At 64.5% G+C, this 23,745-nt stretch carries 26 protein-coding genes; 24 read left to right on the forward strand and 2 right to left on the reverse strand.

Annotated elements, in window-relative coordinates; genetic code table 11:
* Positions 1 to 23: 23 nt before the first annotated feature.
* The 24 genes from CR917_RS09515 (at position 24) to CR917_RS09630 (ending at position 21,675) form a co-directional block, all read left to right on the forward strand.
* A complete protein-coding gene (locus CR917_RS09515; RefSeq protein ID WP_043861811.1) occupies positions 24 to 389 on the forward strand; it encodes an Hpt domain-containing protein in 366 nt (121 codons plus the stop codon).
* A 71-nt stretch (positions 390 to 460) separates the two neighbouring features.
* A complete protein-coding gene (locus CR917_RS09520; RefSeq protein ID WP_043861812.1) occupies positions 461 to 1,777 on the forward strand; it encodes a flagellar hook-length control protein FliK in 1,317 nt (438 codons plus the stop codon).
* Between the two features lie 173 nt (positions 1,778 to 1,950).
* A complete protein-coding gene (fliL, locus tag CR917_RS09525) occupies positions 1,951 to 2,448 on the forward strand; it encodes a flagellar basal body-associated protein FliL (protein WP_054915630.1) in 498 nt (165 codons plus the stop codon).
* Positions 2,449 to 2,457: 9 nt separating this feature from the next.
* Entirely contained in the window at positions 2,458 to 3,426 is a 969-nt protein-coding gene (gene fliM, locus CR917_RS09530; RefSeq protein WP_043861814.1) for a flagellar motor switch protein FliM, read from the forward strand.
* Between the two features lie 48 nt (positions 3,427 to 3,474).
* On the forward strand, positions 3,475 to 3,945 hold the full coding sequence (gene fliN, locus CR917_RS09535) for a flagellar motor switch protein FliN (protein ID WP_088515603.1): 471 nt from the start codon (positions 3,475 to 3,477) through the stop codon (positions 3,943 to 3,945).
* A 24-nt stretch (positions 3,946 to 3,969) separates the two neighbouring features.
* The gene (gene fliO, locus CR917_RS09540; RefSeq protein ID WP_370409109.1) at positions 3,970 to 4,401 is read left to right on the forward strand and encodes a flagellar biosynthetic protein FliO; all 432 of its coding nucleotides are present in this window, start codon (positions 3,970 to 3,972) and stop codon (positions 4,399 to 4,401) included.
* Positions 4,401 to 5,153: a flagellar type III secretion system pore protein FliP gene (gene fliP / locus CR917_RS09545; protein ID WP_104572216.1), complete on the forward strand. Its 753-nt coding sequence runs from the start codon at positions 4,401 to 4,403 to the stop codon at positions 5,151 to 5,153. The genes fliO and fliP overlap by 1 nt, the downstream gene beginning before the upstream one ends.
* 18 nt (positions 5,154 to 5,171) lie before the next feature.
* On the forward strand, positions 5,172 to 5,441 hold the full coding sequence (fliQ, locus tag CR917_RS09550; RefSeq protein ID WP_043861818.1) for a flagellar biosynthesis protein FliQ: 270 nt from the start codon (positions 5,172 to 5,174) through the stop codon (positions 5,439 to 5,441).
* A gap of 7 nt (positions 5,442 to 5,448) precedes the next feature.
* On the forward strand, positions 5,449 to 6,225 hold the full coding sequence (fliR, locus tag CR917_RS09555) for a flagellar biosynthetic protein FliR (RefSeq protein WP_054915627.1): 777 nt from the start codon (positions 5,449 to 5,451) through the stop codon (positions 6,223 to 6,225).
* A 2-nt stretch (positions 6,226 to 6,227) separates the two neighbouring features.
* Positions 6,228 to 7,364, forward strand: coding sequence for a flagellar biosynthesis protein FlhB (gene flhB, locus CR917_RS09560; protein WP_104572217.1), 1,137 nt, complete (start codon positions 6,228 to 6,230; stop codon positions 7,362 to 7,364).
* A 164-nt stretch (positions 7,365 to 7,528) separates the two neighbouring features.
* Positions 7,529 to 9,658 (forward strand): flagellar biosynthesis protein FlhA, encoded by a 2,130-nt coding sequence (gene flhA / locus CR917_RS09565; protein WP_043861821.1) that lies wholly within the window; start codon positions 7,529 to 7,531, stop codon positions 9,656 to 9,658.
* 11 nt (positions 9,659 to 9,669) lie between these two features.
* On the forward strand, positions 9,670 to 10,980 hold the full coding sequence (gene flhF / locus CR917_RS09570) for a flagellar biosynthesis protein FlhF (RefSeq protein WP_043861822.1): 1,311 nt from the start codon (positions 9,670 to 9,672) through the stop codon (positions 10,978 to 10,980).
* A gap of 119 nt (positions 10,981 to 11,099) precedes the next feature.
* Entirely contained in the window at positions 11,100 to 11,933 is an 834-nt protein-coding gene (gene fleN / locus CR917_RS09575) for a flagellar synthesis regulator FleN (protein WP_054915624.1), read from the forward strand.
* Complete coding sequence (fliA, locus tag CR917_RS09580; protein WP_043861824.1) at positions 11,930 to 12,670, forward strand: RNA polymerase sigma factor FliA; 741 nt, start codon at positions 11,930 to 11,932, stop codon at positions 12,668 to 12,670. The genes fleN and fliA overlap by 4 nt, the downstream gene beginning before the upstream one ends.
* 104 nt (positions 12,671 to 12,774) lie before the next feature.
* A complete protein-coding gene (locus tag CR917_RS09585) occupies positions 12,775 to 13,149 on the forward strand; it encodes a chemotaxis response regulator CheY (RefSeq protein WP_043861825.1) in 375 nt (124 codons plus the stop codon).
* Positions 13,150 to 13,169: 20 nt separating this feature from the next.
* Positions 13,170 to 13,958, forward strand: a complete 789-nt coding sequence (locus CR917_RS09590) for a protein phosphatase CheZ (RefSeq protein ID WP_104572218.1) — start codon at positions 13,170 to 13,172, stop codon at positions 13,956 to 13,958.
* A 12-nt stretch (positions 13,959 to 13,970) separates the two neighbouring features.
* Positions 13,971 to 16,214, forward strand: a complete 2,244-nt coding sequence (locus CR917_RS09595; protein WP_104572219.1) for a chemotaxis protein CheA — start codon at positions 13,971 to 13,973, stop codon at positions 16,212 to 16,214.
* Between the two features lie 45 nt (positions 16,215 to 16,259).
* Complete coding sequence (locus CR917_RS09600) at positions 16,260 to 17,381, forward strand: chemotaxis response regulator protein-glutamate methylesterase (RefSeq protein WP_054915622.1); 1,122 nt, start codon at positions 16,260 to 16,262, stop codon at positions 17,379 to 17,381.
* Entirely contained in the window at positions 17,381 to 18,121 is a 741-nt protein-coding gene (locus CR917_RS09605; RefSeq protein WP_043861829.1) for a flagellar motor protein, read from the forward strand. Before CR917_RS09600 ends, CR917_RS09605 begins: the two co-directional genes overlap by 1 nt.
* Positions 18,122 to 18,124: 3 nt before the next feature.
* Entirely contained in the window at positions 18,125 to 19,012 is an 888-nt protein-coding gene (gene motD, locus CR917_RS09610) for a flagellar motor protein MotD (protein ID WP_043861830.1), read from the forward strand.
* 43 nt (positions 19,013 to 19,055) lie between these two features.
* A complete protein-coding gene (locus tag CR917_RS09615; protein WP_078480275.1) occupies positions 19,056 to 19,844 on the forward strand; it encodes a ParA family protein in 789 nt (262 codons plus the stop codon).
* Positions 19,844 to 20,737 carry a CheW domain-containing protein gene (locus CR917_RS09620; RefSeq protein WP_043861832.1) on the forward strand — a complete coding sequence of 298 codons (894 nt, stop codon included), beginning with the start codon at positions 19,844 to 19,846 and terminating at the stop codon, positions 20,735 to 20,737. Before CR917_RS09615 ends, CR917_RS09620 begins: the two co-directional genes overlap by 1 nt.
* A 64-nt stretch (positions 20,738 to 20,801) precedes the next feature.
* Positions 20,802 to 21,281 (forward strand): chemotaxis protein CheW, encoded by a 480-nt coding sequence (locus CR917_RS09625; protein WP_043861833.1) that lies wholly within the window; start codon positions 20,802 to 20,804, stop codon positions 21,279 to 21,281.
* 1 nt (position 21,282) lies between these two features.
* Complete coding sequence (locus CR917_RS09630) at positions 21,283 to 21,675, forward strand: DUF2802 domain-containing protein (protein WP_043861834.1); 393 nt, start codon at positions 21,283 to 21,285, stop codon at positions 21,673 to 21,675.
* A gap of 25 nt (positions 21,676 to 21,700) precedes the next feature.
* Here the strand turns inward: CR917_RS09630 and CR917_RS09635 are convergent, their stop codons facing one another.
* A complete protein-coding gene (locus CR917_RS09635) occupies positions 21,701 to 22,036 on the reverse strand; it encodes an EscU/YscU/HrcU family type III secretion system export apparatus switch protein (protein WP_043861835.1) in 336 nt (111 codons plus the stop codon).
* Positions 22,033 to 23,604, reverse strand: a complete 1,572-nt coding sequence (locus tag CR917_RS09640; protein WP_104572220.1) for a flagellar hook-length control protein FliK — start codon at positions 23,602 to 23,604, stop codon at positions 22,033 to 22,035. Before CR917_RS09640 ends, CR917_RS09635 begins: the two co-directional genes overlap by 4 nt.
* Positions 23,605 to 23,745: the final 141 nt, after the last annotated feature.

Below are 23,745 nucleotides of genomic sequence, written 5' to 3' on the forward strand. Positions count from 1 at the left end.
GAACTTGATCAAGGAGTGAGCAAGTGTCCGATCAGCGTATCGATAACAAGGTAGTGGGCGAGTTGCGGGAGGTCATGGGTAGCCAGTATGCCGAGTTGCTGGAGACCTTCCTGGCCGATTGCGAAAAGCGCATGGTGCAACTGCGCGACGCCCGCTCCCCCCGGCAGCTGAGTGAGGCTGCCCACAGTTTCAAGGGTAGCTGCAGCAACATGGGCGCCACCGACCTGGCCGAGTTGTGTCGGCAGCTGGAAGTGCGCGTGATGGAGCAGCCGGCACACGGCATCGAGGACCTGATCAGCCAGATCAGGTGCGAGTACCTCGAAGTGCGTCCCTTCTATGTCGCCGAGTTGGAGCGCGTGTCGCCGCAGGCGGCCAGGCATCCTGTGTAGCGCAAACCTGGCGCGACTCTTGCAGTCTCTTCGCTATTCAAGTTCGCGCTTCTGTAGTGGAGACCCTTCCCATGCCTGTCGCTTCAAACCCGCTGCTGCAACCGTCCGCCGTGGCCAAGGCCTCGCGCACGGCTGCGCCAGCGCCCGAAAAGGTGCCCCAGGTCGCCAATGACAAGGCTGCGGGCTTCTCCAAGGTGTATGCCGATCAGTCCCGCGACAAGCTGCCGGCCAAGGCGGATGTGCCCAATGCCGACAAGGCGGGCGTTGCAGCCGGGGCGGCAAATGCCGGCAAGACGGCGACCGATCAGGAGCGCACTGTTGCCGACAGCGGCAATTCATTGCCTGAACAGAAGCCGGTATCGGACGAGTCGACGCCAGTTGCCGATGACCTTCAACTGCTCGATTCGAGCCTGGTGGCGGGTCAGGTTACTGACGCCCAGGCCGGTGCACAGCTGATCCAGGCTCAGGCCGAAGCGGTGGCCCCAGTGGTGCAGGCGGCTGCCGCACAGTTGCAGGCCCAGGTGCAGGCCCCGGCCGTCGCGCCGCAGCCACCGGCCCCGGAAGAACCCGCTTTCGACCCGGCCGGCGACGTGCTCGAGGACCTGCCGGCATTGCGCCTGGCCCTGGAGCAGAACGCCCAGGCCCAGGGCACCACCTCTGCCCATGCCAGCAAGCCGACCACGGCGCAACCCGAAGCCACCCAGGGCCAGCCTGCCGTCAATACCCTGGCGGCCATGCTCGACCCGCGTCAGGCCGATCCGGGCGACAGCGAGCCGGGCGAGAAGGGCTTCAGCAACCTGCTCGATGACGGCCTTAAGGACCTCAAGGGCGCCTCCAGCGATACCCGTGTCGATGACTTTGCCGAGCGCCTCAGCGCGCTGACCCAGGCTGCGACGCCCAAGACCGCCAATGCGGTGCCGGTGGCGATGCCGCTGAACCAGCCGCTGGCGATGCACCAGGGTGGCTGGACCGAAGGCCTGGTCAATCGCGTGATGTACCTGTCCAGCCAGAACCTGAAGTCGGCTGAAATCAAGCTGGAGCCAGCCGAGCTGGGGCGCTTGGACATTCGCGTGCACATGACACCCGAGCAGCAGGCGCAGATCACCTTCACCAGTGGCAACGTGGTGGTGCGCGAAGCGCTGGAAAACCAGGCCAGCCGGCTCAAGGAAATGTTCGCCGAACAGGGCCTGGCGCAACCTGACGTGAACGTGGCCGACCAGTCCCGCGAGCAGCAGCAGGGCTCGCAGGACGGCACCTCGAAGCTCAGCGGCGTGGCCGCGCGTCGCAATGAAGGCGCGGGCGGCGAAGAGGCCGACGCCGACGCGGCGGCCCAGCCGGTGGAGCGACCGGTGGTGCTGGGGTCCAGCGCGGTCGATTTCTACGCCTGATTGCACGGGTAGGGCTGGGCGTTGCGGGGCGGCTGCCCAGCCCTTCACGGATGAATCTGCCCCTGCGTTCGTCGCCTTCCTCAATCGGGCCGGTGTGGCCCGCAAATCTGGCATAACACTTGCTCAACCCTCGCCATGTGGGACAAACCTCTTGTGAGTGACGGATTATTGGCATGGCGAAGAGCGAAGCAGTGAAAGACCCCGCCGTAAAAGGCAAACTCAAGCTGATCCTGCTGCTGGTGCTGGCATTGCTGCTGGCCATCGGCTTGTCGGTGGGCGCCACCTGGTTCTTCCTGCAAAGGGGCGACAGCAAACCTCAGGTCGACCCGGCAACCGTCAGCAACGTCAGGCCTGCGGCCATCTACGAGCCGCTGGCGCCAGCCTTCGTCGTCAACTTCAACCAGAACGGTCGTCAGCGCTACATGCAGGTGAGCATCACCATGCAGGGGCGCGACCAGGCTGCGCTGGATGCGCTGAAAGTGCACATGCCGGTGATCCGCAACAACCTGGTGATGCTCTTCTCCGGCCAGCCGTTCGACTCCCTGGCGACCCCGGTCGGCCAGGAGATGCTGCGCCAGAAGGCCACCGCCAGCGTGCAGGAAGTGGCCCAGAAAGAAGTCGGCAAGCTGGTGATCGACCAGTTGCTGTTCACCAATTTCGTATTGCAGTAGGAGCCCAAGATGGCCATGCAGGACCTGCTGTCCCAGGATGAGATCGATGCCCTGCTGCACGGCGTCGACGACGGGCTGGTGCAAACCGATAGCGGCGCCGACCCCGGCAGCATCAAGAGCTACGACCTGACCAGCCAGGACCGGATCGTGCGCGGGCGCATGCCGACCCTGGAAATGATCAATGAACGTTTCGCCCGGTATACCCGCGTGAGCATGTTCAACCTGCTGCGCCGCTCGGCGGATGTGGCAGTGGGGGGCGTGCAGGTGATGAAGTTCGGTGAGTACGTGCACTCGCTGTACGTGCCCACCAGCCTCAACCTGGTGAAGATCAAGCCGTTGCGCGGCACCTCGCTGTTCATCCTCGATGCCAAGCTGGTGTTCAAGCTGGTGGACAATTTCTTCGGCGGTGACGGTCGTCACGCCAAGATCGAGGGCCGCGAGTTCACGCCCACCGAATTGCGCGTGGTGCGCATGGTGCTGGACCAGTGCTTCGTCGACCTCAAGGAAGCCTGGCAGGCGATCATGCCGGTCAACTTCGAGTACATCAACTCGGAGGTCAACCCGGCCATGGCCAACATCGTCGGCCCGAGCGAGGCGGTGGTGGTGTCCACCTTCCACATCGAACTCGATGGCGGTGGCGGCGACCTGCACGTGACCATGCCCTACTCGATGATCGAGCCGGTGCGCGAAATGCTCGACGCGGGCTTCCAGTCCGACCTGGACGACCAGGACGAACGCTGGATCAAGGCCCTGCGCGAAGACGTGCTGGACGTCAGCGTGCCGATCAGCGCCACCGTGGCACGCCGCGAGCTGCGCCTGCGCGACATCCTGCACATGCAGCCGGGTGATGTGATCCCGGTCGAACTGCCGGACGAGCTGGTACTGCGCGCCAATGGCGTACCGTCGTTCAAGGCCAAGTTGGGCTCGCACAAGGGCACGCTGGCATTGCAAGTAACCGAGCCGATCGAGCGCCGCTGATCGGTACCCTGGCTTTAACTCCGAATTGATTGCCCCGTCGAGGACAAGATGGCTGACGAAAACGATATCACCTCCATGGAAGACCAGGCCCTGGCCGATGAGTGGGCAGCAGCCCTGAGCGAGACCGGCGACGCCGGCCAGTCCGACATCGACGCGCTGTTGGCGGCTGACGGCGGCAGCAGTGCCGGCTCGCCCAACCGCTTGCCGATGGAAGAATTCGGCAGCTCGCCCAAGGGCAGCGATGCAGTGACCCTGGACGGCCCGAACCTGGACGTGATCCTGGATATTCCGGTGAGCATCTCGATGGAAGTGGGCAGCACCGAAATCAACATCCGCAACCTGCTGCAACTGAACCAGGGTTCGGTGATCGAGCTGGACCGCCTGGCCGGCGAGCCGCTGGACGTGCTGGTCAACGGCACCCTGATCGCGCACGGCGAGGTGGTGGTGGTGAACGAGAAGTTCGGCATCCGCCTGACCGACGTGATCAGCCCGAGCGAACGCATCAAGAAGCTGCGCTGAGTGAAGCGTCTTCTGCAAGCGGGGCTGACCGGGGTCGGCCTGCTCTGGCTCGACCTGGCACTGGCGGCACAGCCCGCGGCCACGACAGCCGCGGCGACCACGGCAGCAGCCGGCAGTGCCAGCGGGCAGTTGGGCCGTCTGGTGCTGGGGTTGTTGCTGGTGCTGGGCCTGATCTTCTTTCTCGCCTGGCTGCTGCGCCGGGTGCAGAACGTGACGCCGCGTGGCCAGCAGGTCATCGAGATCGTCGGCACGCGCGTGGTCGGCCCGCGTGATCGGCTGCTGCTGGTGCAGGTGGGCAACGAACAGATACTGATCGGTCATACGCCGGGCAGCCTTACCGCGTTGCATGTGCTGGCCGAGCCGGTGCAGGTACCGGCCAGCGCTCGCCAGGCTACGCCCGAATTCGCCCAGCGCCTGATGGAGCTGCTGGGCAAGGATCAAAAGGACAAGTCGTGATGGGCGCATTGCGCATGCTGTTGACCCTGCTGCTGATGTTCGCAGCGCCGCTGGCCCTGGCCGCCGACCCGCTGTCGATTCCGGCGATCACCCTGTCCAACGGGGCGGATGGGCAACAGGAGTACTCGGTCAGCTTGCAGATCCTGCTGATCATGACGGCGCTGAGCTTCATTCCGGCGTTCGTGATCCTGATGACCAGCTTCACCCGGATCATCATCGTGTTCTCGATCCTGCGCCAGGCCCTGGGCCTGCAGCAGACGCCGTCGAACCAGATCCTCACCGGCATGGCGCTGTTCCTGACCCTGTTCATCATGGCGCCGGTATTCGACCGGGTGAACAAGGATGCCCTGCAGCCGTACCTGGCCGAGACCCTGTCGGCCCAGGACGCGGTGGCCAAGGCCCAGGTGCCGCTCAAGGACTTCATGCTGGCGCAGACCCGCGAGAGCGATCTCGACCTGTTCATGCGCCTGTCCAAGCGTACCGATATCGCCACGGCGGACGAGGCGCCGTTGACCATCCTGGTACCGGCCTTCGTCACCTCCGAACTCAAGACCGCGTTCCAGATCGGCTTCATGATCTTCATCCCGTTCCTGATCATCGACCTGGTGGTGGCCAGTGTGCTGATGGCCATGGGTATGATGATGCTGTCGCCGCTGATCATCTCCCTGCCGTTCAAGATCATGCTGTTCGTGCTGGTGGATGGCTGGGCGTTGATCATGGGTACCCTGGCCGGCAGTTTCGGTGGCGTCTAGCGCGCCGAGGAGAACAACATGACCCCAGAAGTTGCTGTCGACCTGTTCCGCGATGCGCTGTGGCTGACCACCATGATCGTGGCCGTGCTGGTGGTACCGAGCCTGCTGGTGGGCCTGATGGTGGCCATGTTCCAGGCCGCCACCCAGATCAACGAACAGACCCTGAGCTTCCTGCCGCGCCTGCTGGTGATGCTGATCACGCTGATCGTGGCCGGGCCCTGGCTGGTGCAGAAGTTCATGGAATACATCCTGTCGTTGTACGGCAGCATTCCCCAGTTGATCGGCTGAGCGCGCGATGCTCCAGTTGACCGATGCGCAGATCGCCACCTGGGTGGCGAGCTTCATCCTGCCGCTGTTTCGCATTGCCGCCGTGCTGATGACCATGCCCATCATCGGGACCAAGATGGTGCCGGGGCGCATCCGCCTGTACCTGGCCCTGGCGATCACCGTGGTGGTGGTGCCGGGCCTGCCGCCGATGCCCGAAGTCAATCCGCTGTCGCTCAGCGGGCTGCTGCTGATTGCCGAGCAGATCCTCATCGGTGCGGTATTCGGCCTGTCGCTGCAACTGTTCTTCCAGATATTCGTAGTGGCCGGGCAGGTGGTGGCCATCCAGATGGGCATGGCCTTCGCCTCCATGGTCGACCCGGTCAACGGCGTCAACGTGGCGGTGGTCAGCCAGTTCCTGAGCATGCTGGTGACGCTGCTGTTCCTGTCGATGAACGGGCACCTGGTGGTGTTCGAGGTGATCACCGAGAGCTTCACCACCTTGCCGGTGGGCACCGGCCTGATGGTCAACCACTACTGGGACCTGGTCGGGCGGCTGAGCTGGGTGCTGGGCGCGGCGCTGCTGCTGGTGCTGCCGGCGATCACCGCGCTGCTGGTGGTGAACATCGCCTTCGGCGTGATGACCCGTGCAGCGCCGCAGCTGAACATCTTCTCCATCGGTTTCCCGTTGACCCTGGTGCTGGGGCTCGGGATTTTCTGGGTTGTCCTGGCCGACATCCTTTCCCATTACCAGGCGCTGGCCTCCGAGGCCCTGCAGTGGCTGCGTGAGCTGGCGAGGGCGAGCTGAGCATGGCAGAGAGCGAAAGCGGTCAGGACAAGACAGAAGACCCCACGGAGAAAAAGAAGAAGGACGCCCGCGAGAAGGGCGAGATCGCCCGTTCCAAGGAGCTCAACACGGTGGTGGTGACCCTGGCCGGGGCCGGTGGCCTGCTGGTGTTCGGTGGTGGCCTGGCCGAAGTGCTGATGGACATCATGCGCATCAACTTCACCCTGTCGCGCGACACGCTGATCGACGAGCGCTCGATGGGCACCTTCTTGCTGGCCTCGGGCAAGATGGCCCTGATGGCGCTGCAGCCGGTATTGCTGGTGGCGCTGATCGTGGCTTTCATCGGGCCGATCTCGCTGGGTGGCTGGCTGTTTGCCGGCGGCACCCTGGCGCCCAAGTTCAGCCGCATGAACCCGCTGTCGGGGATCAAGCGCATGTTTTCCCTGAACGCACTGACCGAGCTGCTCAAGGCCCTGGCGAAGTTCTTCGTGATCCTGATCGTGGCGCTGGTGGTGTTGTCGTCGGACCGTGACGACCTGCTGGCCATTGCCAACGAGCCGCTGGAGCAGGCGATCATCCACAGCGTGCAGGTGGTGGGCTGGAGTGCCCTGTGGATGGCCGCCGGCCTGTTGCTGATTGCCCTGGTGGACGTGCCGTTGCAGCTGTACCAGTCGCACAAGAAGCTGCTGATGACCAAGCAGGAGGTGCGCGACGAGTACAAGAACAGCGAGGGCAAGCCGGAGGTCAAGCAGCGTATTCGCCAGCTGCAGCGCGAGATGTCGCAGCGGCGCATGATGGCGGCGATCCCCGATGCCGACGTGATCATCACCAACCCGACCCACTATGCGGTGGCGCTCAAGTACGACCCCGAGAAGGGCAATGCGCCGACGCTGCTGGCCAAGGGCACCGATTTCCTGGCGCTGAAGATTCGCGAAATCGCCAATGCCCACAACATCCAGGTGCTGGAATCGCCTGAGCTGGCGCGTTCGATCTTCTACTCCACCGAGCTCGAGGAAGAGATCCCGGCCGGCCTCTACCTGGCCGTGGCCCAGGTGCTGGCCTACGTGTATCAGATTCGCCAGCACCGGGCGGGCAAGGGCAAGGCGCCGGAGCCGCTCAAGGATCTGCCTATTCCGCCGGAGCTGCGCCGCGATTCCTGAACCGTTTGAGCTCTTCCCGTCGGCGCCGAGGTGCCGGCCCCTTCGCTGCAGGAGCCGGCAGTGTCGGCGAAGGTCGCGTCACTGATCCAAAGTTGGAAAGCTTCTTGCAATAGCAGCGCCAAGCGCCCGCATGGCGTCAAAAGTTTGCTTGAAGAGGAATATCGGTGGATCGCTCTCAGTTAATCAACAGCGCCCGTAGCAACCTGTCCGGGCTCGGCCGGGGCAACCTGGGGGTGCCGCTGTTGCTGCTGGTGATGTTGGCAATGATGATGTTGCCGATCCCGCCGTTCCTGCTCGACGTGTTCTTCACCTTCAACATCGCCCTGTCCATCGTCGTGCTGCTGGTGTGCGTGTACGCCTTGCGCCCGCTGGATTTCGCCGTGTTTCCGACCATCCTGCTGGTGGCCACGCTGCTGCGCCTGGCGCTGAACGTGGCGTCCACGCGGGTGGTGATGCTCCACGGCCACGACGGCCACGAAGCCGCGGGCAAGGTGATCCAGGCCTTCGGCGAGGTGGTGATCGGCGGCAACTACGTGGTCGGTATCGTGGTGTTCGCGATCCTCATGATCATCAACTTCGTAGTGGTGACCAAGGGTGCGGGGCGCATTTCCGAGGTGAGCGCGCGCTTCACCCTCGACGCGATGCCCGGCAAGCAGATGGCCATCGACGCCGACCTCAACGCCGGCCTGATCGACCAGGCCCAGGCCAAGGCACGGCGTACCGAAGTGGCCCAGGAGGCCGAGTTCTACGGTTCGATGGACGGTGCCAGCAAGTTCGTGCGCGGTGACGCCATCGCCGGCCTGCTGATCCTGTTCATCAACCTGATCGGCGGCATGGCCGTGGGTATCTTCCAGCACGGCATGACCTTCGGCGACGCCGGTCGCGTGTATGCGCTGCTCACCATCGGTGACGGTTTGGTGGCGCAGTTGCCTTCGCTGCTGCTGTCCACCGCCGCCGCGATCATGGTTACCCGTGCCTCGGGCTCCGAGGAAATGGGCAAGCAGATCAACCGGCAGATGTTCGATTCGCCCAAGGCGCTGGCCGTGTCCGGCGGCCTGATGATCGTCATGGGGCTGGTGCCGGGCATGCCGCACGTGGCATTCCTCAGCCTCGGCCTGATGGCCGCGGGCGGCGCCTACCTGGTGTGGCGCAAGCAGAACCAGGCCAAGGTCAAGGCACAGCAGGAAGTGCAGCGCCAGCAGGACCTGCTGCCGTCGCCGCAGCGTGCTCAGGAAACCAAGGAGCTGGGCTGGGACGACGTTACCCCGATCGACATGATCGGCCTGGAAGTCGGCTACCGGCTGATCCCGCTGGTGGACCGCAACCAGGGTGGGCAGTTGCTGGCGCGGATCAAGGGGGTACGCAAGAAGCTGTCCCAGGACCTGGGCTTCCTGATGCCCACCGTGCACATCCGCGACAACCTCGACCTGGCCCCCAGCGCCTACCGCCTGACGCTGATGGGGGTGATCCTGGCCGAGGCCGAGATCTACCCCGACCGCGAACTGGCGATCAACCCGGGGCAGGTGTTCGGCAACCTCAACGGCATCGCCGCCAGGGACCCGGCCTTCGGCCTGGAGGCAGTGTGGATCGATGTGGCCCAGCGCAGCCAGGCGCAATCGCTGGGCTACACCGTGGTGGACGCGAGCACCGTGGTCGCCACCCACCTCAACCAGATCCTCTACAAGCATTGCCACGAGCTGATCGGTCACGAAGAGGTACAGCAACTGCTGCAGGTCCTGGCCAAGGGCTCGCCCAAGCTGGCCGAGGAACTGGTACCGGGGGTGCTGCCGCTGTCCGGTCTGCTCAAGGTGCTGCAGGCGTTGCTGGCCGAGCAGGTGCCGGTGCGCGACATCCGCACCATTGCCGAAGCCATCGCCAACAATGCCGCCAAGAGTCAAGATACCGCCGCGCTGGTGGCTTCGGTGCGCGTAGGATTGAGCCGCGCAATCGTGCAAAGCATTGTAGGAACTGAGTCCGAGCTGCCTGTGATCACGCTTGAGCCAAGGTTGGAACAGATTTTGCTCAATAGTTTGCAAAGGGCCGGGCAGGGTCAGGAAGATGGTGTTCTTCTTGAGCCGAGCATGGCCGAAAAGCTTCAGCGTTCGTTGATCGAGGCCGCCCAGCGTCAGGAGATGCAAGGGCAACCTGCAATCCTGCTGGTCGCAGGACCCGTTCGACAGATGCTGTCGCGTTTTGGCCGCCTGGCTGTACCGAATTTGCATGTTTTGGCGTATCAGGAAATACCTGACAACAAGCAAGTTACCATCGTTGCCACAGTAGGCCCCAACGGCTGAGGTAGTGGGATATGCAAGTTAAGCGTTTTTTCGCCGCTGATATGCGTCAGGCCATGAAGCTGGTTCGTGATGAGCTGGGGGCAGAGGCCGCCATCATCGGCAACCGACGGATTGCTGGCGGTGTCGAGCTGACGGCGGCGCTGGACTACAAGCTGTCCGCGCTTGCGCCGCGGGTGCCGAACGTCGAGCTCGAGGACGAACTGCGCAAGACCCAGTCGCGCATCGTCACCGCGCAGGCCGAGCTCAGCAGCCGGGTCGAAGGCGAGGAGGGCAACCGCCAGTTGTTCGCCGGCCTGCCGCTGACCGCCTCCGAGCCGCTGGTAGAGCCGCAGGTCGAGGCCCCCGTGCGGCCTCAGGCAGCGGCCCCGGCGCCGGTCGATCAGCGTCTGTTCGACTCCATGCGCTCGGAGCTCTCGGGCCTGCGCGAGCTGCTCGAAGTGCAGCTCGGCTCGCTGGCCTGGACCCAGCTGCAGGGCAGCAAGCCGCACCAGGCCAACCTCTGGCGCCGTCTGCAGCGTATCGGCATCGCCGGGCCGCTGGCCCGCGAGGTGCTGGACATCACTGCCGACATCGAAGAGCCCCGCCAGGCCTGGCGCATGCTGCTGGCGCACCTGGCCCGCATGATCCAGGTGCCGGAAATCGAGCCGATCGAAGAGGGCGGTGTGATCGCCATGGTCGGCCCGGCCGGCATGGGCAAGACCACCACCCTGGCCAAGCTGGCGGCGCGCTATGTGCTCAAGTACGGCGCGCAGAACATCGCGCTGGTGAGCATGGACAGCTTTCGCATCGGCGCCCAGGAACAACTCAAGACCCTGGGGCGCATCCTGAATGTGTCGGTGACCCACGTCGACCCCGGCCAGTCGCTGGCCCAGGCCCTGGACCCTCTGCTGCGCAAGCGCGTGGTGCTGATCGATACCGCCGGCCTGCAGGCCAGCGACCCGGCACTGCGCATGCAGCTCGAAACCCTGGCCGGGCGCGGCATCCAGGCCAAGAATTACCTGGTGCTGGCCACCACCAGCCAGAAGCAGGTGCTGACCGCTGCCTACCACAGCTACAAGCGCTGCGGGCTGGCCGGTTGCATCCTGACCAAGCTCGACGAAACGGCGTGCCTGGGCGAGGTGCTGAGCCTGGCCATCACGCATGAGTTGCCGGTGGCCTATCTGACCGATGGGCCGCGCATTCCGGACGATCTGCACTTGCCGCGCCGGCACCATCTGGTCAGTCGCGCGGTCAGTGTACAAATGCAGGACGATCCCAGCGAAGAGGCCATGGCCGACATGTTCGCCGATCTGTACCACAGCGACGGCAAGCGTGTCGGCTGAGGTAAATGTGTATACGTTGCAAAGTACCTACATCAATGGTCTGCCAGGCATTTTTCAGGTGTTGAAAGCGCAGCCAGTCATGTGGCCTCGGTCTAAGTAAGACAAGGTAAAGAACAAACATGGGCAGCATGCATCCCGTACAGGTGATCGCCGTGACAGGCGGCAAAGGTGGCGTCGGCAAGACCAACGTGTCAGTGAACTTGTCATTGGCGCTGGCTGAGCTTGGCCGTCGGGTCATGCTGCTGGACGCCGACCTGGGCCTGGCCAACGTCGACGTCTTGCTCGGCCTGACCCCCAAACGCACACTGGCCGATGTCATCGAGGGCCGCTGCGAGCTGCGCGACGTGCTGCTGCCGGGGCCTGGCGGGGTACGCATCGTGCCTGCGGCCTCCGGCACCCAGAGCATGGTGCACCTGGCGCCGGCCCAGCATGCCGGGCTGATCCAGGCGTTCAGCGAGATCGGCGACAACCTCGACGTGCTGGTCATCGACACCGCGGCCGGCATCGGCGATTCGGTCGTCAGCTTCGTGCGCGCGGCCCAGGAAGTGCTGCTGGTGGTGTGCGACGAGCCCACGTCCATCACTGACGCCTATGCCCTGATCAAGCTGCTGAACCGCGATTACGGCATGAACCGTTTCCGGGTGCTGGCCAACATGGCACAAAGCCCTCAGGAAGGTCGCAATCTGTTCGCCAAATTGACCAAGGTCACGGATCGCTTCCTGGATGTCGCCTTACAATACGTCGGTGCTGTGCCCTACGACGAATGTGTCCGCAAGGCAGTGCAGAAGCAGCGAGCAGTCTACGAAGCCTTTCCGCGTTCCAAGTGCGCGCTGGCCTTCAAGGCCATTGCTCAGAAGGTCGATAGCTGGCCGTTGCCTGCCAACCCGCGTGGTCATCTGGAGTTCTTCGTCGAACGGCTGGTGCAACCGACCAGTGCGGGACCAGTGCTATGAGTGCAAGCGGCTATCGGATGTACAGCAAGGCTTCGCGTGATGCCCAGTACGAGCTGATCGAGCGGTACGCACCCTTGGTCAAGCGCATTGCCTATCACCTGCTGGCGCGTCTGCCAGCCAGTGTGCAGGTGGAAGACCTGATCCAGGCCGGCATGATCGGCCTGCTCGAGGTCTCCAACAAGTACGACTCCAGCAAGGGTGCCAGTTTCGAGACCTATGCCGGTATCCGCATCCGTGGGGCCATGCTCGACGAGGTGCGCAAGGGGGATTGGGCGCCGCGTTCGGTACACCGCAATACCCGCATGGTGAGTGACGCGATTCGTGCAATTGAAGCAAAAACCGGTCGTGATGCTAAAGATCACGAGGTTGCTGCCGAACTTCAATTGAGTCTCGATGATTATTACGGGATTTTGAACGATACCTTGGGCAGTCGCCTGTTCAGTTTCGACGACCTGTTGCAGGACGGCGAACATGAAGGCCTGCACGAGGACGGCGCCAGTGCCCAGCTCGAGCCATCGCGCGATCTGGAAGACGAGCGCTTTCAGGCAGCCCTGGCGGATGCAATCGCCAACCTGCCCGAGCGCGAGCGCCTGGTGCTGGCGCTGTACTACGACGAAGAGCTGAACCTCAAGGAAATCGGCGAGGTGCTGGGGGTCAGCGAGTCGCGTGTCAGCCAGTTGCACAGCCAGTGCGCCGCACGCTTGCGCGGTCGCCTGGGGGAATGGCGGGCGCGTTGAGCAGCCGTTCCATACAGTCGTGAAATGTAGTGCCCGAATTGATTGAATGCGCGTTCAGCGCTGAGCGCGTTAAAGACTGCTTGGAGGTCTAATTGAACAAAGACATGAAAATCCTCATCGTCGACGATTTTTCGACGATGCGGCGGATCATCAAGAACCTGTTGCGTGACCTGGGCTTTACCAATACCCAGGAAGCCGACGACGGCAACACCGCGTTGCCGATGCTCGAAAGCGGTCACTTCGATTTCCTGGTGACCGACTGGAACATGCCCGGCATGTCCGGTATCGACCTGCTGCGCAAGGTACGTCTGGATGAGCGCCTCAAGCACCTGCCGGTGCTGATGGTGACGGCCGAAGCCAAACGCGAACAGATCATCGAAGCCGCCCAGGCGGGCGTCAACGGCTATGTGGTCAAACCGTTCACCGCCCAGGTGCTGAAAGAAAAGATCGAAAAGATCTTCGAGCGCGTCAATAGCTGAGGTACGCCACGGGGGCGCTTATGGAGCAAAAAAGATCATCTTTGGACGACTTCGAGTCGACTCTGAAGAAACATGCCCAGGAGCTGGTCAGCAGCCTTGAAAAAGGCAGGTTCGGCGACGCGGTGCAACTGATCCATCAGCTGAACCAGACCCGTGACCTTGGCCTGTACCAGGAAGTCGGCAAGCTTACCCGCGAGCTGCACAGTGCGATCGTCAGTTTCCAGATCGATCCGCACATGCCGCAGGCCGAGGAAGTCTCGCAGATTACCGACGCCACCGAACGCCTGTCGTACGTGGTCAAGCTGACCGAGGGCGCTGCCAACCGCACCATGGACCTGGTGGAGGCAAGCACGCCGGTACTCAACGACCTCAGTGCCGAGGCGGCCAGCCTGAGTGGCGACTGGCAGCGCTTCATGCGCCGCGAAATCGAGGCTCCGGAGTTTCGCGAGCTGGTCAAGCGCGTCGACAGTTTCCTGACGCACAGCGCCGAGGGCAACCGCAAGGTCGCCGGCCATCTCAACGACATTCTTCTGGCTCAGGACTACCAAGACCTGACCGGCCAGGTGATCAAGCGCGTCACGGCGCTGGTCACCGAAGTAGAAAGCAATCTTCTGAAGCTCGTGTTGATGGCGAGTCAGGTCGACCGGTTCGCCGGCATCGAGCATGACCACGACCAGCTGCGTGCCGAAAAAGATCAAGAAAAACATCCGACTCGGGGTGAAGGACCACAGATTCATGCCGATAAACGTGAAGACGTTGTGTCCGGTCAGGACGATGTCGACGATCTGCTGTCCAGCCTGGGTTTTTAGGGAGCACGTTTAATGAGCTTCGGCGCCGATGAAGAAATCCTCCAGGATTTTCTGGTAGAAGCCGGCGAAATTCTTGAGCAACTGTCCGAGCAACTGGTCGAGCTGGAAAGCCGCCCGGATGATGCCGACCTGCTCAATGCAATTTTTCGCGGTTTTCACACTGTAAAAGGGGGCGCCGGCTTCCTCCAGCTCAATGAGCTGGTGGAGTGCTGCCACATCGCCGAAAACGTCTTCGACATCCTGCGCAAGGGTGAACGACGTGTGGACGCCGAACTGATGGACGTGGTCCTGGAAGCCCTGGACACCGTCAACAGCATGTTCGGCCAGGTGCGCGAGCGCACCGACATCACCGCAGCCACTCCGGAACTGCTGGCCGCCCTGGCGCGCCTGGCCGAACCTGCCAGTGCCGAAGCGGCGGCGCCTGCGCCGGTGGCGGCGGTTGCCGAGCCGGAGCCTGAAGCCGAGGCGAGCGGGGGTGATATCACCGACAGCGAGTTCGAGCAGTTGCTCGACTCGCTCAATGCCGCCAAGGCCCAGGCCGAGGCGCCCGAGCCGGTGGCCGTGGACGCTGCCAGCGATGAAATCACCGACGCCGAGTTCGAGTCGTTGCTGGACCAGTTGCATGGCAAGGGCCAGTTCGCCCCCGACAGCGTGGCGGCGGCATCTGCTGCTGCACCTGGCGCGGACGCGGCGCCCAGCGGTGACATCACCGACGATGAATTCGAAGCACTGCTGGACCAGTTGCACGGCAAGGGCACCTTTGCCGCCGATGCACTGCCCGGCGCTGTAGCGGCCGCCGCACCGGCCGCTGCCGCACCCGCAGCGGCGGGTGACCATATTTCCGAACACGAATTCGAGGCCCTGCTCGACGAGTTGCACGGCAAGGGCAAGTTCGCGCCCGACGCCGTCAGCGGCGCTGGCGCTGCCAGCGCGCCTGCTACTGCGGCGACGGTTGCGGCCAAGCCGGCGGCCAAGCCCGCAGCGGCAGCCGCTGCACCGGCACCGGCACCGGCACCGGCCAAGGCACCCGCCCCCGCGCCAGCCCGTCAGGCGGCTCCCGCTGCCGACAAGCATCCGGCCAGCGAGGCCGAGACCACCGTGCGGGTCGACACCGCGCGCCTGGACGAGATCATGAACATGGTCGGCGAACTGGTGCTGGTGCGTAACCGCCTGGTGCGCCTGGGCCTGAACAGCGGCGATGAAGCCATGTCCAAGGCCGTCTCGAACCTGGACGTGGTGACCGCCGACCTGCAGACCGCGGTGATGAAGACCCGCATGCAGCCGATCAAGAAGGTCTTCGGGCGCTTCCCGCGTCTGGTTCGCGACCTGGCCCGCCAGCTCAAGAAAGAGATCAACCTGGAGCTGGTCGGCGAAGAGACCGACCTGGACAAGAACCTCGTCGAGGCCCTGGCCGACCCGCTGGTGCACTTGGTGCGCAACGCTGTCGACCATGGCGTGGAAACCCCGGAAGAGCGCGAAGCCGCCGGCAAGTCGCGCAATGGCAAGGTGATCCTCGCTGCCGAACAGGAAGGCGACCACATCCTGCTGTCGATCTCCGATGACGGCAAGGGCATGGATGCCAATGTCCTGCGCGCCATTGCGGTCAAGCGCGGGGTGATGGACAAGGACGCCGCCGATCGCCTCAGCGAAAGCGACTGCTACAACCTGATCTTCGCCCCGGGCTTCTCGACCAAGACCGAGATCTCCGACGTGTCCGGTCGCGGCGTGGGCATGGACGTGGTCAAGACCAAGATTTCCCAGCTCAACGGCTCGATCAACATCTACTCGACCAAGGGCCAGGGCTCGAAGATCGTCATCAAGGTGCCGCTGACCCTGGCGATCATGCCGACCCTGATGGTGATGCTCGGCAACCAGGCCTTCGCCTTCCCGCTGGTGAACGTCAACGAGATTTTCCACCTGGACCTGTCGCGCACCAACGTGGTCGACGGCCAGGAAGTGGTGATCGTGCGTGACAAGGCCTTGCCGCTGTTCTACCTCAAGCGCTGGCTGGTCAGCTCGGCAGCCCACGAGGAGCAGCGTGAAGGCCACGTGGTGATCCTGTCGGTGGGTACCCAGCGCATCGGCTTCGTGGTCGACCAGCTGGTGGGCCAGGAAGAGGTGGTCATCAAGCCGTTGGGCAAGATGCTGCAGGGCACCCCGGGCATGTCGGGCGCCACCATTACCGGTGACGGGCGCATTGCGCTGATCCTCGACGTGCCGAGCATGCTCAAGCGTTACGCCGCTCGGCGTATCTGATCCCGGTGGCGTGGCCAGGTGGCCGCGCCCCGTAATGGAGTGTTTATGGTAGTCAAGGTCCTGGTGGTGGATGATTCCGGTTTTTTCCGCCGCCGTGTCTCGGAAATTCTTTCAGCGGACCCGACTATCCAGGTGGTCGGTACCGCGACCAACGGCAAGGAAGCGATCGATCAGGCGCTGTCGCTCAAGCCCGACGTCATCACCATGGACTATGAAATGCCCATGATGGATGGCATCACCGCCGTGCGTCATATCATGCAGCGCTGCCCCACGCCTGTACTGATGTTCTCCTCGCTCACCCACGAAGGCGCCCGCGTCACCCTCGATGCACTGGACGCCGGTGCGGTGGACTACCTGCCGAAAAATTTCGAGGACATCTCGCGCAACCCCGAGAAGGTCAAGCAGATGCTGTGCGAAAAGGTGCATACCATTTCGCGCAGCAACCGTCGTTTCAGCAGCTATGCCAGCCCTGCACCGGCCGCAGCGCCTGCACCGTCGCACAGCGCCGGCAGCAGCGTCCCGGCAGCGTCCATGCGCGCCGCCCCGGTTGCCCCGCAAGCCCCTGCGCGGGCCGCTGCACCCAGCTCCCCGGCACCCAAGCGCAAGGCCTACAAGCTGCTCGCCATCGGTACCTCCACCGGTGGTCCGGTGGCGCTGCAGCGCGTGCTGACCCAGCTGCCGGCCAACTTCCCGGCGCCGATCGTGCTGATCCAGCACATGCCGGCGGCCTTCACCAAGGCCTTCGCCGAGCGCCTGGACAAGCTGTGCCGCATCAGCGTCAAGGAAGCCGAGGACGGCGACGTGCTGCGCCCCGGCCTGGCCCTGCTGGCACCGGGCGGTAAGCAGATGATGGTCGACGGGCGCGGCACGGTGAAGATCCTGCCGGGTGACGAACGCCTCAACTACAAGCCCTGCGTGGACATCACCTTCGGTTCGGCGGCCAAGTCGTATGGCGACAAGGTGCTGGCCGTGGTGCTGACCGGCATGGGCGCCGATGGCCGCGAAGGCGCGCGCCTGCTCAAGCAGGGCGGCAGCCAGGTGTGGGCCCAGGACGAAGCCAGCTGCGTGATCTATGGCATGCCCATGGCCATTGCCAAGGCCAACCTGGCCGATGCGGTGTACGGCCTGGACGAGATCGGCCGGCACCTGGTAGAGGCGTGCATCTGATGGACGTGTTGAGCCTTATCGGGATCATCCTGGCGTTCGTCGCCATCGTTGGCGGCAACTACCTCGAAGGCGGCCATCTGTCGGCGCTGATCAATGGCCCGGCGGCGCTGATCGTGATCGGCGGGACGCTGGCGGCCTCGCTGCTGCAGGCCCCCATGAGCGCGTTCAAGCGCGCGCTGCAGATCGTGCGCTGGATCCTCTTCCCGCCGCGGGTCGACCTGGCCGGCGGTATCGACCGGGTGGTCAACTGGAGCCTCACCGCACGCAAGGAAGGCCTGCTGGGCCTTGAGGGCGTGGCCGATGCCGAGCCCGACCCGTATGCCCGCAAGGGCCTGCAGCTGCTGGTCGACGGTGCCGAGCCCGAAGCCATCCGCAGCATTCTCGAGGTGGATTTCTACACCCAGGAAAGCCGCGACATCCAGGCTGCCAAGGTGTTCGAGAGCATGGGCGGCTATGCGCCGACCATCGGCATCATCGGCGCGGTGATGGGCCTGATCCACGTGATGGGCAACCTGGCCGACCCGACCCAGCTGGGCAGCGGTATCGCCGTGGCGTTCGTGGCCACCATCTACGGCGTGGCCAGTGCCAACCTGATCCTGTTGCCGATCGCCAACAAGCTCAAGGCCCTGGCCATGCGCCAGTCGCGCTATCGCGAAATGCTCCTGGAAGGCTTGCTGTCGATTGCCGAAGGCGAGAACCCACGTTCAATCGAACTGAAGCTTCAGGGCTTCATGGAGTAAGCCATGGCCCGTCGTCGTCAACCCGAGGAACATGAAAACCACGAACGCTGGCTGGTGTCGTATGCCGACTTCATCACCTTGCTGTTCGCCTTCTTCGTGGTCATGTATTCGATTTCCTCGATCAACGAGGGCAAGTACAAGGTCATCTCGCAGGCGCTGATCGGCGTGTTCAACGACCCCGAGCGCAGCATGAAGCCGATTCCGATAGGCGACGAGCGCCCCCTCAGCGTCAAGCCGGCCGAACCGCTGATCAAGGACAGCGAGCAGGTCGATGCGGGCCTGGGGCAAAGCTCCAGCGACCCGCTGCAGACCATTGCCGACGATGTGCGCGATGCCTTTGGCGACCTGATCAAGTCCGACCAGATGACCGTGCGCGGCAACGAACTGTGGATCGAGATCGAGCTCAATTCCTCCCTGTTGTTCGGCAGTGGCGATGCCATGCCCAGCGACAAGGCGTTCGACATCATCGACAAGGTGGCGCACATCATCAAGCCGTTCGCCAACCCGGTGCACGTCGAAGGCTTCACCGATGACCAGCCGATCCGCACGGCGCAGTACCCGACCAACTGGGAGCTTTCGTCGGCACGGGCGGCGAGCATCGTGCGCCTGCTGGCGATGGAAGGGGTCAACCCGGCACGCATGGCTTCTGTGGGCTACGGCGAGTTCCAGCCCATCGCCAGCAATGCCAGCCCTGAAGGGCGCGCGCAGAACCGCAGGGTGGTGCTGGTGATCTCGCGCAATCTGGAGGTGCGCCGCAGCCTGACCGGTACCGGCAGCGCCAATGCCACACCCGATGCGGCGCTCAAGCGTGCTGGCACACAAACTGCACCGCCAGCCGTAGCACCGACGGCCGGGCGCAATCCCGTCAATTCCCCGTCGTCGACCCTTTAATCGATCCCGGCAGGGTCCGACCCGACCGGGAGGAAGCAGCGCAATGAGAGTCTGGGCAGTAGCCAATCAAAAAGGTGGTGTCGGCAAGACCACCACATCCATCGCCCTGGCCGGCCTGCTGGCCGAGGCGGGCAAGCGCGTGGTCGTGGTCGACCTCGACCCGCACGGGTCCATGACCAGCTACTTCGGTCACAACCCGGACACCCTCGAGCACAGCAGCTACGACCTGTTCCTGCACAAGGGCACGGTGCCCGAAGGGCTGCCGGGCCAGCTGTTGCTGCCCACCAGCGACGAGCGCATCTCGCTGCTGCCTTCGAGCACCGCCCTGGCGGTGCTCGAGCGTCAGTCACCGGGCCAGAGTGGCCTGGGCCTGGTGATCGCCAAGAGTCTGGCGCAGCTGTGGCAGGATTTCGACTACGCGATCATCGACAGCCCGCCGTTGCTGGGCGTTCTGATGGTCAATGCGCTGGCAGCCAGCCAGCAACTGGTGATCCCGGTGCAGACCGAATACCTGGCGGTGAAAGGCCTCGAACGCATGGTCAGCACGCTGAGCATGGTCAATCGCTCGCGCAAGCAGGCCTTGCCGTACCACATCGTGCCGACCCTGTTCGACCGCCGTACCCAGGCCTCGATGGGCACCCTGCGGGTGCTGCGCGACGCTTATCCCGACACCATCTGGCAGGGCTACATTCCGGTCGATACGCGCCTGCGCGACGCCAGCCGTGCCGGGCTCACGCCGTCGCAGTTCGATGGCAGGAGCCGTGGCGTGATTGCCTACCGGGCATTGCTCAAGCATCTGCTGGCGCAGAATGCCGTTGCGCAGGTGGCCTGATGAACAGCCCGCAGCAGGTCACCATAAAGCCTCAACTGGCCTTGCAGTCGTACCTGGACGGCCTGTTGCAGGAGGCCACCGAAGAGCTGCAGCCATTGCCCCTGGCGGTGGCCGAACGCGTCGCAGTGGCCCCGGCCCCGGTGGTCGTCACGGCGCCTGAAGCGATCGACGAGTTCCAGGCCGCAGTGCTCGAAGAACAGGCCCGTGACGCCCGGCTCAAGACCGCGGCGCCGGCATTCGCCGAGCCGACGCGGCTGGTCATGCCGGTGATGGCGCCACCGGTGGTGGCCAAGGTGGTGGAGGCGGCCCCGGTGGTCGCCCCGGTCATCGCCGACGTGCCAACCCCGGTCGAGCCGCTGGTGCAGGTGCACCTGCCCGCAGCACCGGACCAGCCGGTGCCGCCGTTGACGGGCGACGGTCGCCCGGCCTGGGCCGCCGAGCCGTTCGAATGCCTGCTGTTCGACGTGGCCGGGCTGACCCTGGCGGTGCCGCTGGTGTGCCTGGGCTCGATCTACTCGCTGGCCGGCCAGGAGCTCACGCCGCTGTTCGGCCAGCCCGAGTGGTTCCTGGGCATCCTGCCGAGCCAGGCGGGTAACCTGAAGGTGCTCGACACGGCGCGCTGGGTCATGCCCGACCGCTACCGCGACGACTTCCGCCAGGGGCTGCAATACGTTATTTCGGTACAGGGCTACGAGTGGGGGCTGGCGGTGCATCAGGTCAGCCGCTCGCTGCGCCTGGACCCGAGCGAGATCAAGTGGCGCAGCCAGCGTGGTCAGCGCCCGTGGCTTGCCGGTACGGTCATCGAACACATGTGCGCGCTGCTGGATGTCGCCGAGCTGGCCGAGCTGATCGCCAGCGGCGCCGTCAAGCAGATGCACGGTACGCATAAATAATCGGTCGCAACTGCCGCGACCGCACTGAGTACACCGCCGAGAACGGCTTTTGAGGGTTAGGGGAATGAAAAACATGACTGCGCAGGGTTCCGACGATCCGATTCTGCAGTGGGTAACGTTCAAGCTGGACAACGAGTCCTACGGCATCAACGTGATGCAGGTCCAGGAAGTGCTGCGCTACACCGAAATCGCTCCGGTGCCGGGCGCGCCGAGCTATGTGCTGGGCATCATCAACCTGCGCGGCAATGTGGTGACCGTGATCGACACGCGCCAGCGCTTCGGCCTGATGTCTGCCGAAATCTCCGACAACAGCCGTATCGTGATCATCGAGGCGGACAAGCAGGTGGTCGGCATCCTGGTCGATAGCGTGGCCGAGGTCGTGTACCTGCGTCAGTCGGAGATCGAGACCGCGCCGAATGTCGGCAACGAGGAATCGGCCAAGTTCATCCAGGGCGTGTGCAACAAGAACAACGAACTGCTGATCCTGGTCGAGCTGGACAAGATGATGACCGAGGAAGAGTGGTCCGAGCTGGAGAATATCTGAGTTGATTCTCGAGGGTGCTGTCATATTTCTGGCGCTGGTCTGGATCCTCAGCCTGTGGCTGTTCTACGGCTACAGCAAGCGCCAGCGCGAGCTGGCCTCGCAGCAGGCTCAGGGCGATGCGCTGCGTGACCAGCGCATCAAGGACCTGGCCAAGCGTGTGGACGATTACCAGAACGGTACGGTGCGCATGGGCGACGCGTTGCACGAGCTGCGCGCCGTGGTGGCGCCGTTGCCGGACAAGCTGATGCAACTGGAGCAGCGCGATCCCAACAGCCTGTCGTTCGCCCAGGCGGCGCGGCTGGTGGGCATGGGCGCCAGCGTCGACGAGCTGACCCAGTCCTGCGGCCTGACCCAGGCCGAAGCCGAGCTGATGAGCAAGCTGCACCGCAGCTGATGCAAGGCACCCGGCCTGCGCGGCGTCAGTCCGGCGCAGGCAGGCTGTACAGGTTCGGGGTAATGTCGCGCTCCTGCGGGGCGTTGTCCACGAACCCCTCCGGCACCTGGCCCTTGAGCTGCCAGGCGAAGGCGATGATCTCGGCGATGGTCAGGTACAGCGCCTCCGGGATCTGATCGCCCAGCTCCATGCGCGCCAGCAGGCGTACCAGCTCGGCATTCTCGTAGATCGGCACTTCGTGTTCGCGGGCAATGGCCAGGATCGCCTCGGCCAGCTCGTCGTCGCCCTTGGCGCTCAAGGTCGGGGCCTGCTGGCCGTCGTAGGTCAGGGCAATGGCCTGACGTGGCGGGGTCTGGCTCATGCGTTTTCATCCACCCAGCGTTGTTCCAGATGCGTACGCGGCCCCTGTGGCGGCGTACCGTGATGGCACAGCAGTTCACCGACGTTGAGCCCGCGCTCTACCAACCGCGCGCGCAGCTTGCCGAGCTGGCTGTCGATCAGTTGCGCGGTGCTCGGCAGCTCCGCCCACAGCTGGCTGGACAGGTTGCCCTGGCTGATCTGCGCCTGCACCTGCAAGGGCCCCAGCGGGCTGAGGTCGAATGCCAGCTCCACGCGCCAGAGCATCTCCAGCGGGTCGCGCTGTTCGCGTTCCGGATCGGCCTGCTGCTCGGGGGTTTCCTCGCGCTGCAGCTTCACTTGCAGCGGCATGAACTCCTGACCATTGCGCACCGGTATCTCCAGTTGCCAGGTGGTCTGCAGGTTGCCGTCGGCGGTGGTGCGGGTTTGCTCCAGGCCAGCGAGCTGGTGGCTCTGCAGGCGTGAAATGGCTGCCGCTGCCAGGCGCAGCAGGTGTTCCAGGTCGCCTTCTTCGTCGCCACTTTGCAGCAACCGCGAGGGCAGCGGAAAGCTTCCCGGGGCCGGGCGCGGGCTTACCTGGCCGAGCATGCCCAGGGCGTTGCGCACCATGCCCGGCAGCACCTGGGCCAGGGTGCTGGCAGCCACGGCCGGGTTGAACTGGGTGCTGCCGGGGAGGCCGGGCAGCAACTGCGCCACCAGCCGGATCACCTGGGCCTTGAGGTCGGGGGCGAGGGCGGCGGGGGCGCCAGCCAGCAGCTTGGCTTCCAGAAACGCGCCGCTGTTGTTCAGGGCCTGGGCCAGGCCCTTGGCCGTGCCGAGCTGTTCCATGTCCGGCAGGCTGGCCAGCAGGGTGCTCACGCTGGCCCGCACATCGGCCGGCAGGCGCTGCTCGGCGCTCATCTGTTGCAGGCTGGCGAGCAGGCCCGGCAGCGAGGCCTGGCGGCTCAGCTGCGCGCTCAGGTGCTGGGTGATCGCCAGTTGTTCCTGGCGCCCGCTCAGGGGCACGAAGCTGATCGACTGTTCACCCTGTACCCGTGCGCTGAGCAGGCTGCCCAGCGCCAGTGGCCGAGGGCTGTCGATGTTCAGGGTGGCGCCGGCCTGGGCGGTGTTGAGCAGGGTCACCAACGAGCGGAACAAGGCCGGCTGCCCGGCAGCCTGGGGCAGCGTCTGGGTGGTCAGCACCTTGCCCTGCAGCAGGGTGCCCGGCGGCAACTGGCGGGTGTCGAGCTGGGTGAGGGTGGCCACGCTGCGCGCGATGGCCTGCTGCACGGTGATGCTCAGGTTGCCGGCATTGGGCTGGCTGACCGTCAGCTCGCTGCCCTGGGGCAGGGGCTGGCTGGCGCTGGTCTGCACGGTGGTCTGGCGCCCGTTGGTCTGGGTCAGTTGCAGCAGCAGCTGGAAGTCCTGACCGACCTGGCGCAACGACAGTACCTGCGCCTGCGCGGTCTCGCCCGGGGCGAGCAGGGCAGGCTGGGGCTGCAGCAGCTTGAGCAGTTCGCCGGTCATCGCCGCGCTGCGCGCCTGGGGGTTGGCCAGGGCCTGCGGGCCAAGGCTGTTGATTTCGCCTGTCATCACGTTGCAACCTGTGGAAATAGCCCTCTTTGCAGTAGGACATGCCATGTATAATGCCGCCCGTTCCTGGCGGGTGCGCACGTCCTGTGGCGTGCCCGATGCGACCGGCCATGCCGTACAGCTGTTGCTCAGTATAACGGC

This window comes from Pseudomonas sp. BRM28, assembly GCF_002939405.1.
Taxonomy (GTDB): Bacteria; Pseudomonadota; Gammaproteobacteria; order Pseudomonadales; family Pseudomonadaceae; genus Aquipseudomonas; species Aquipseudomonas palmensis.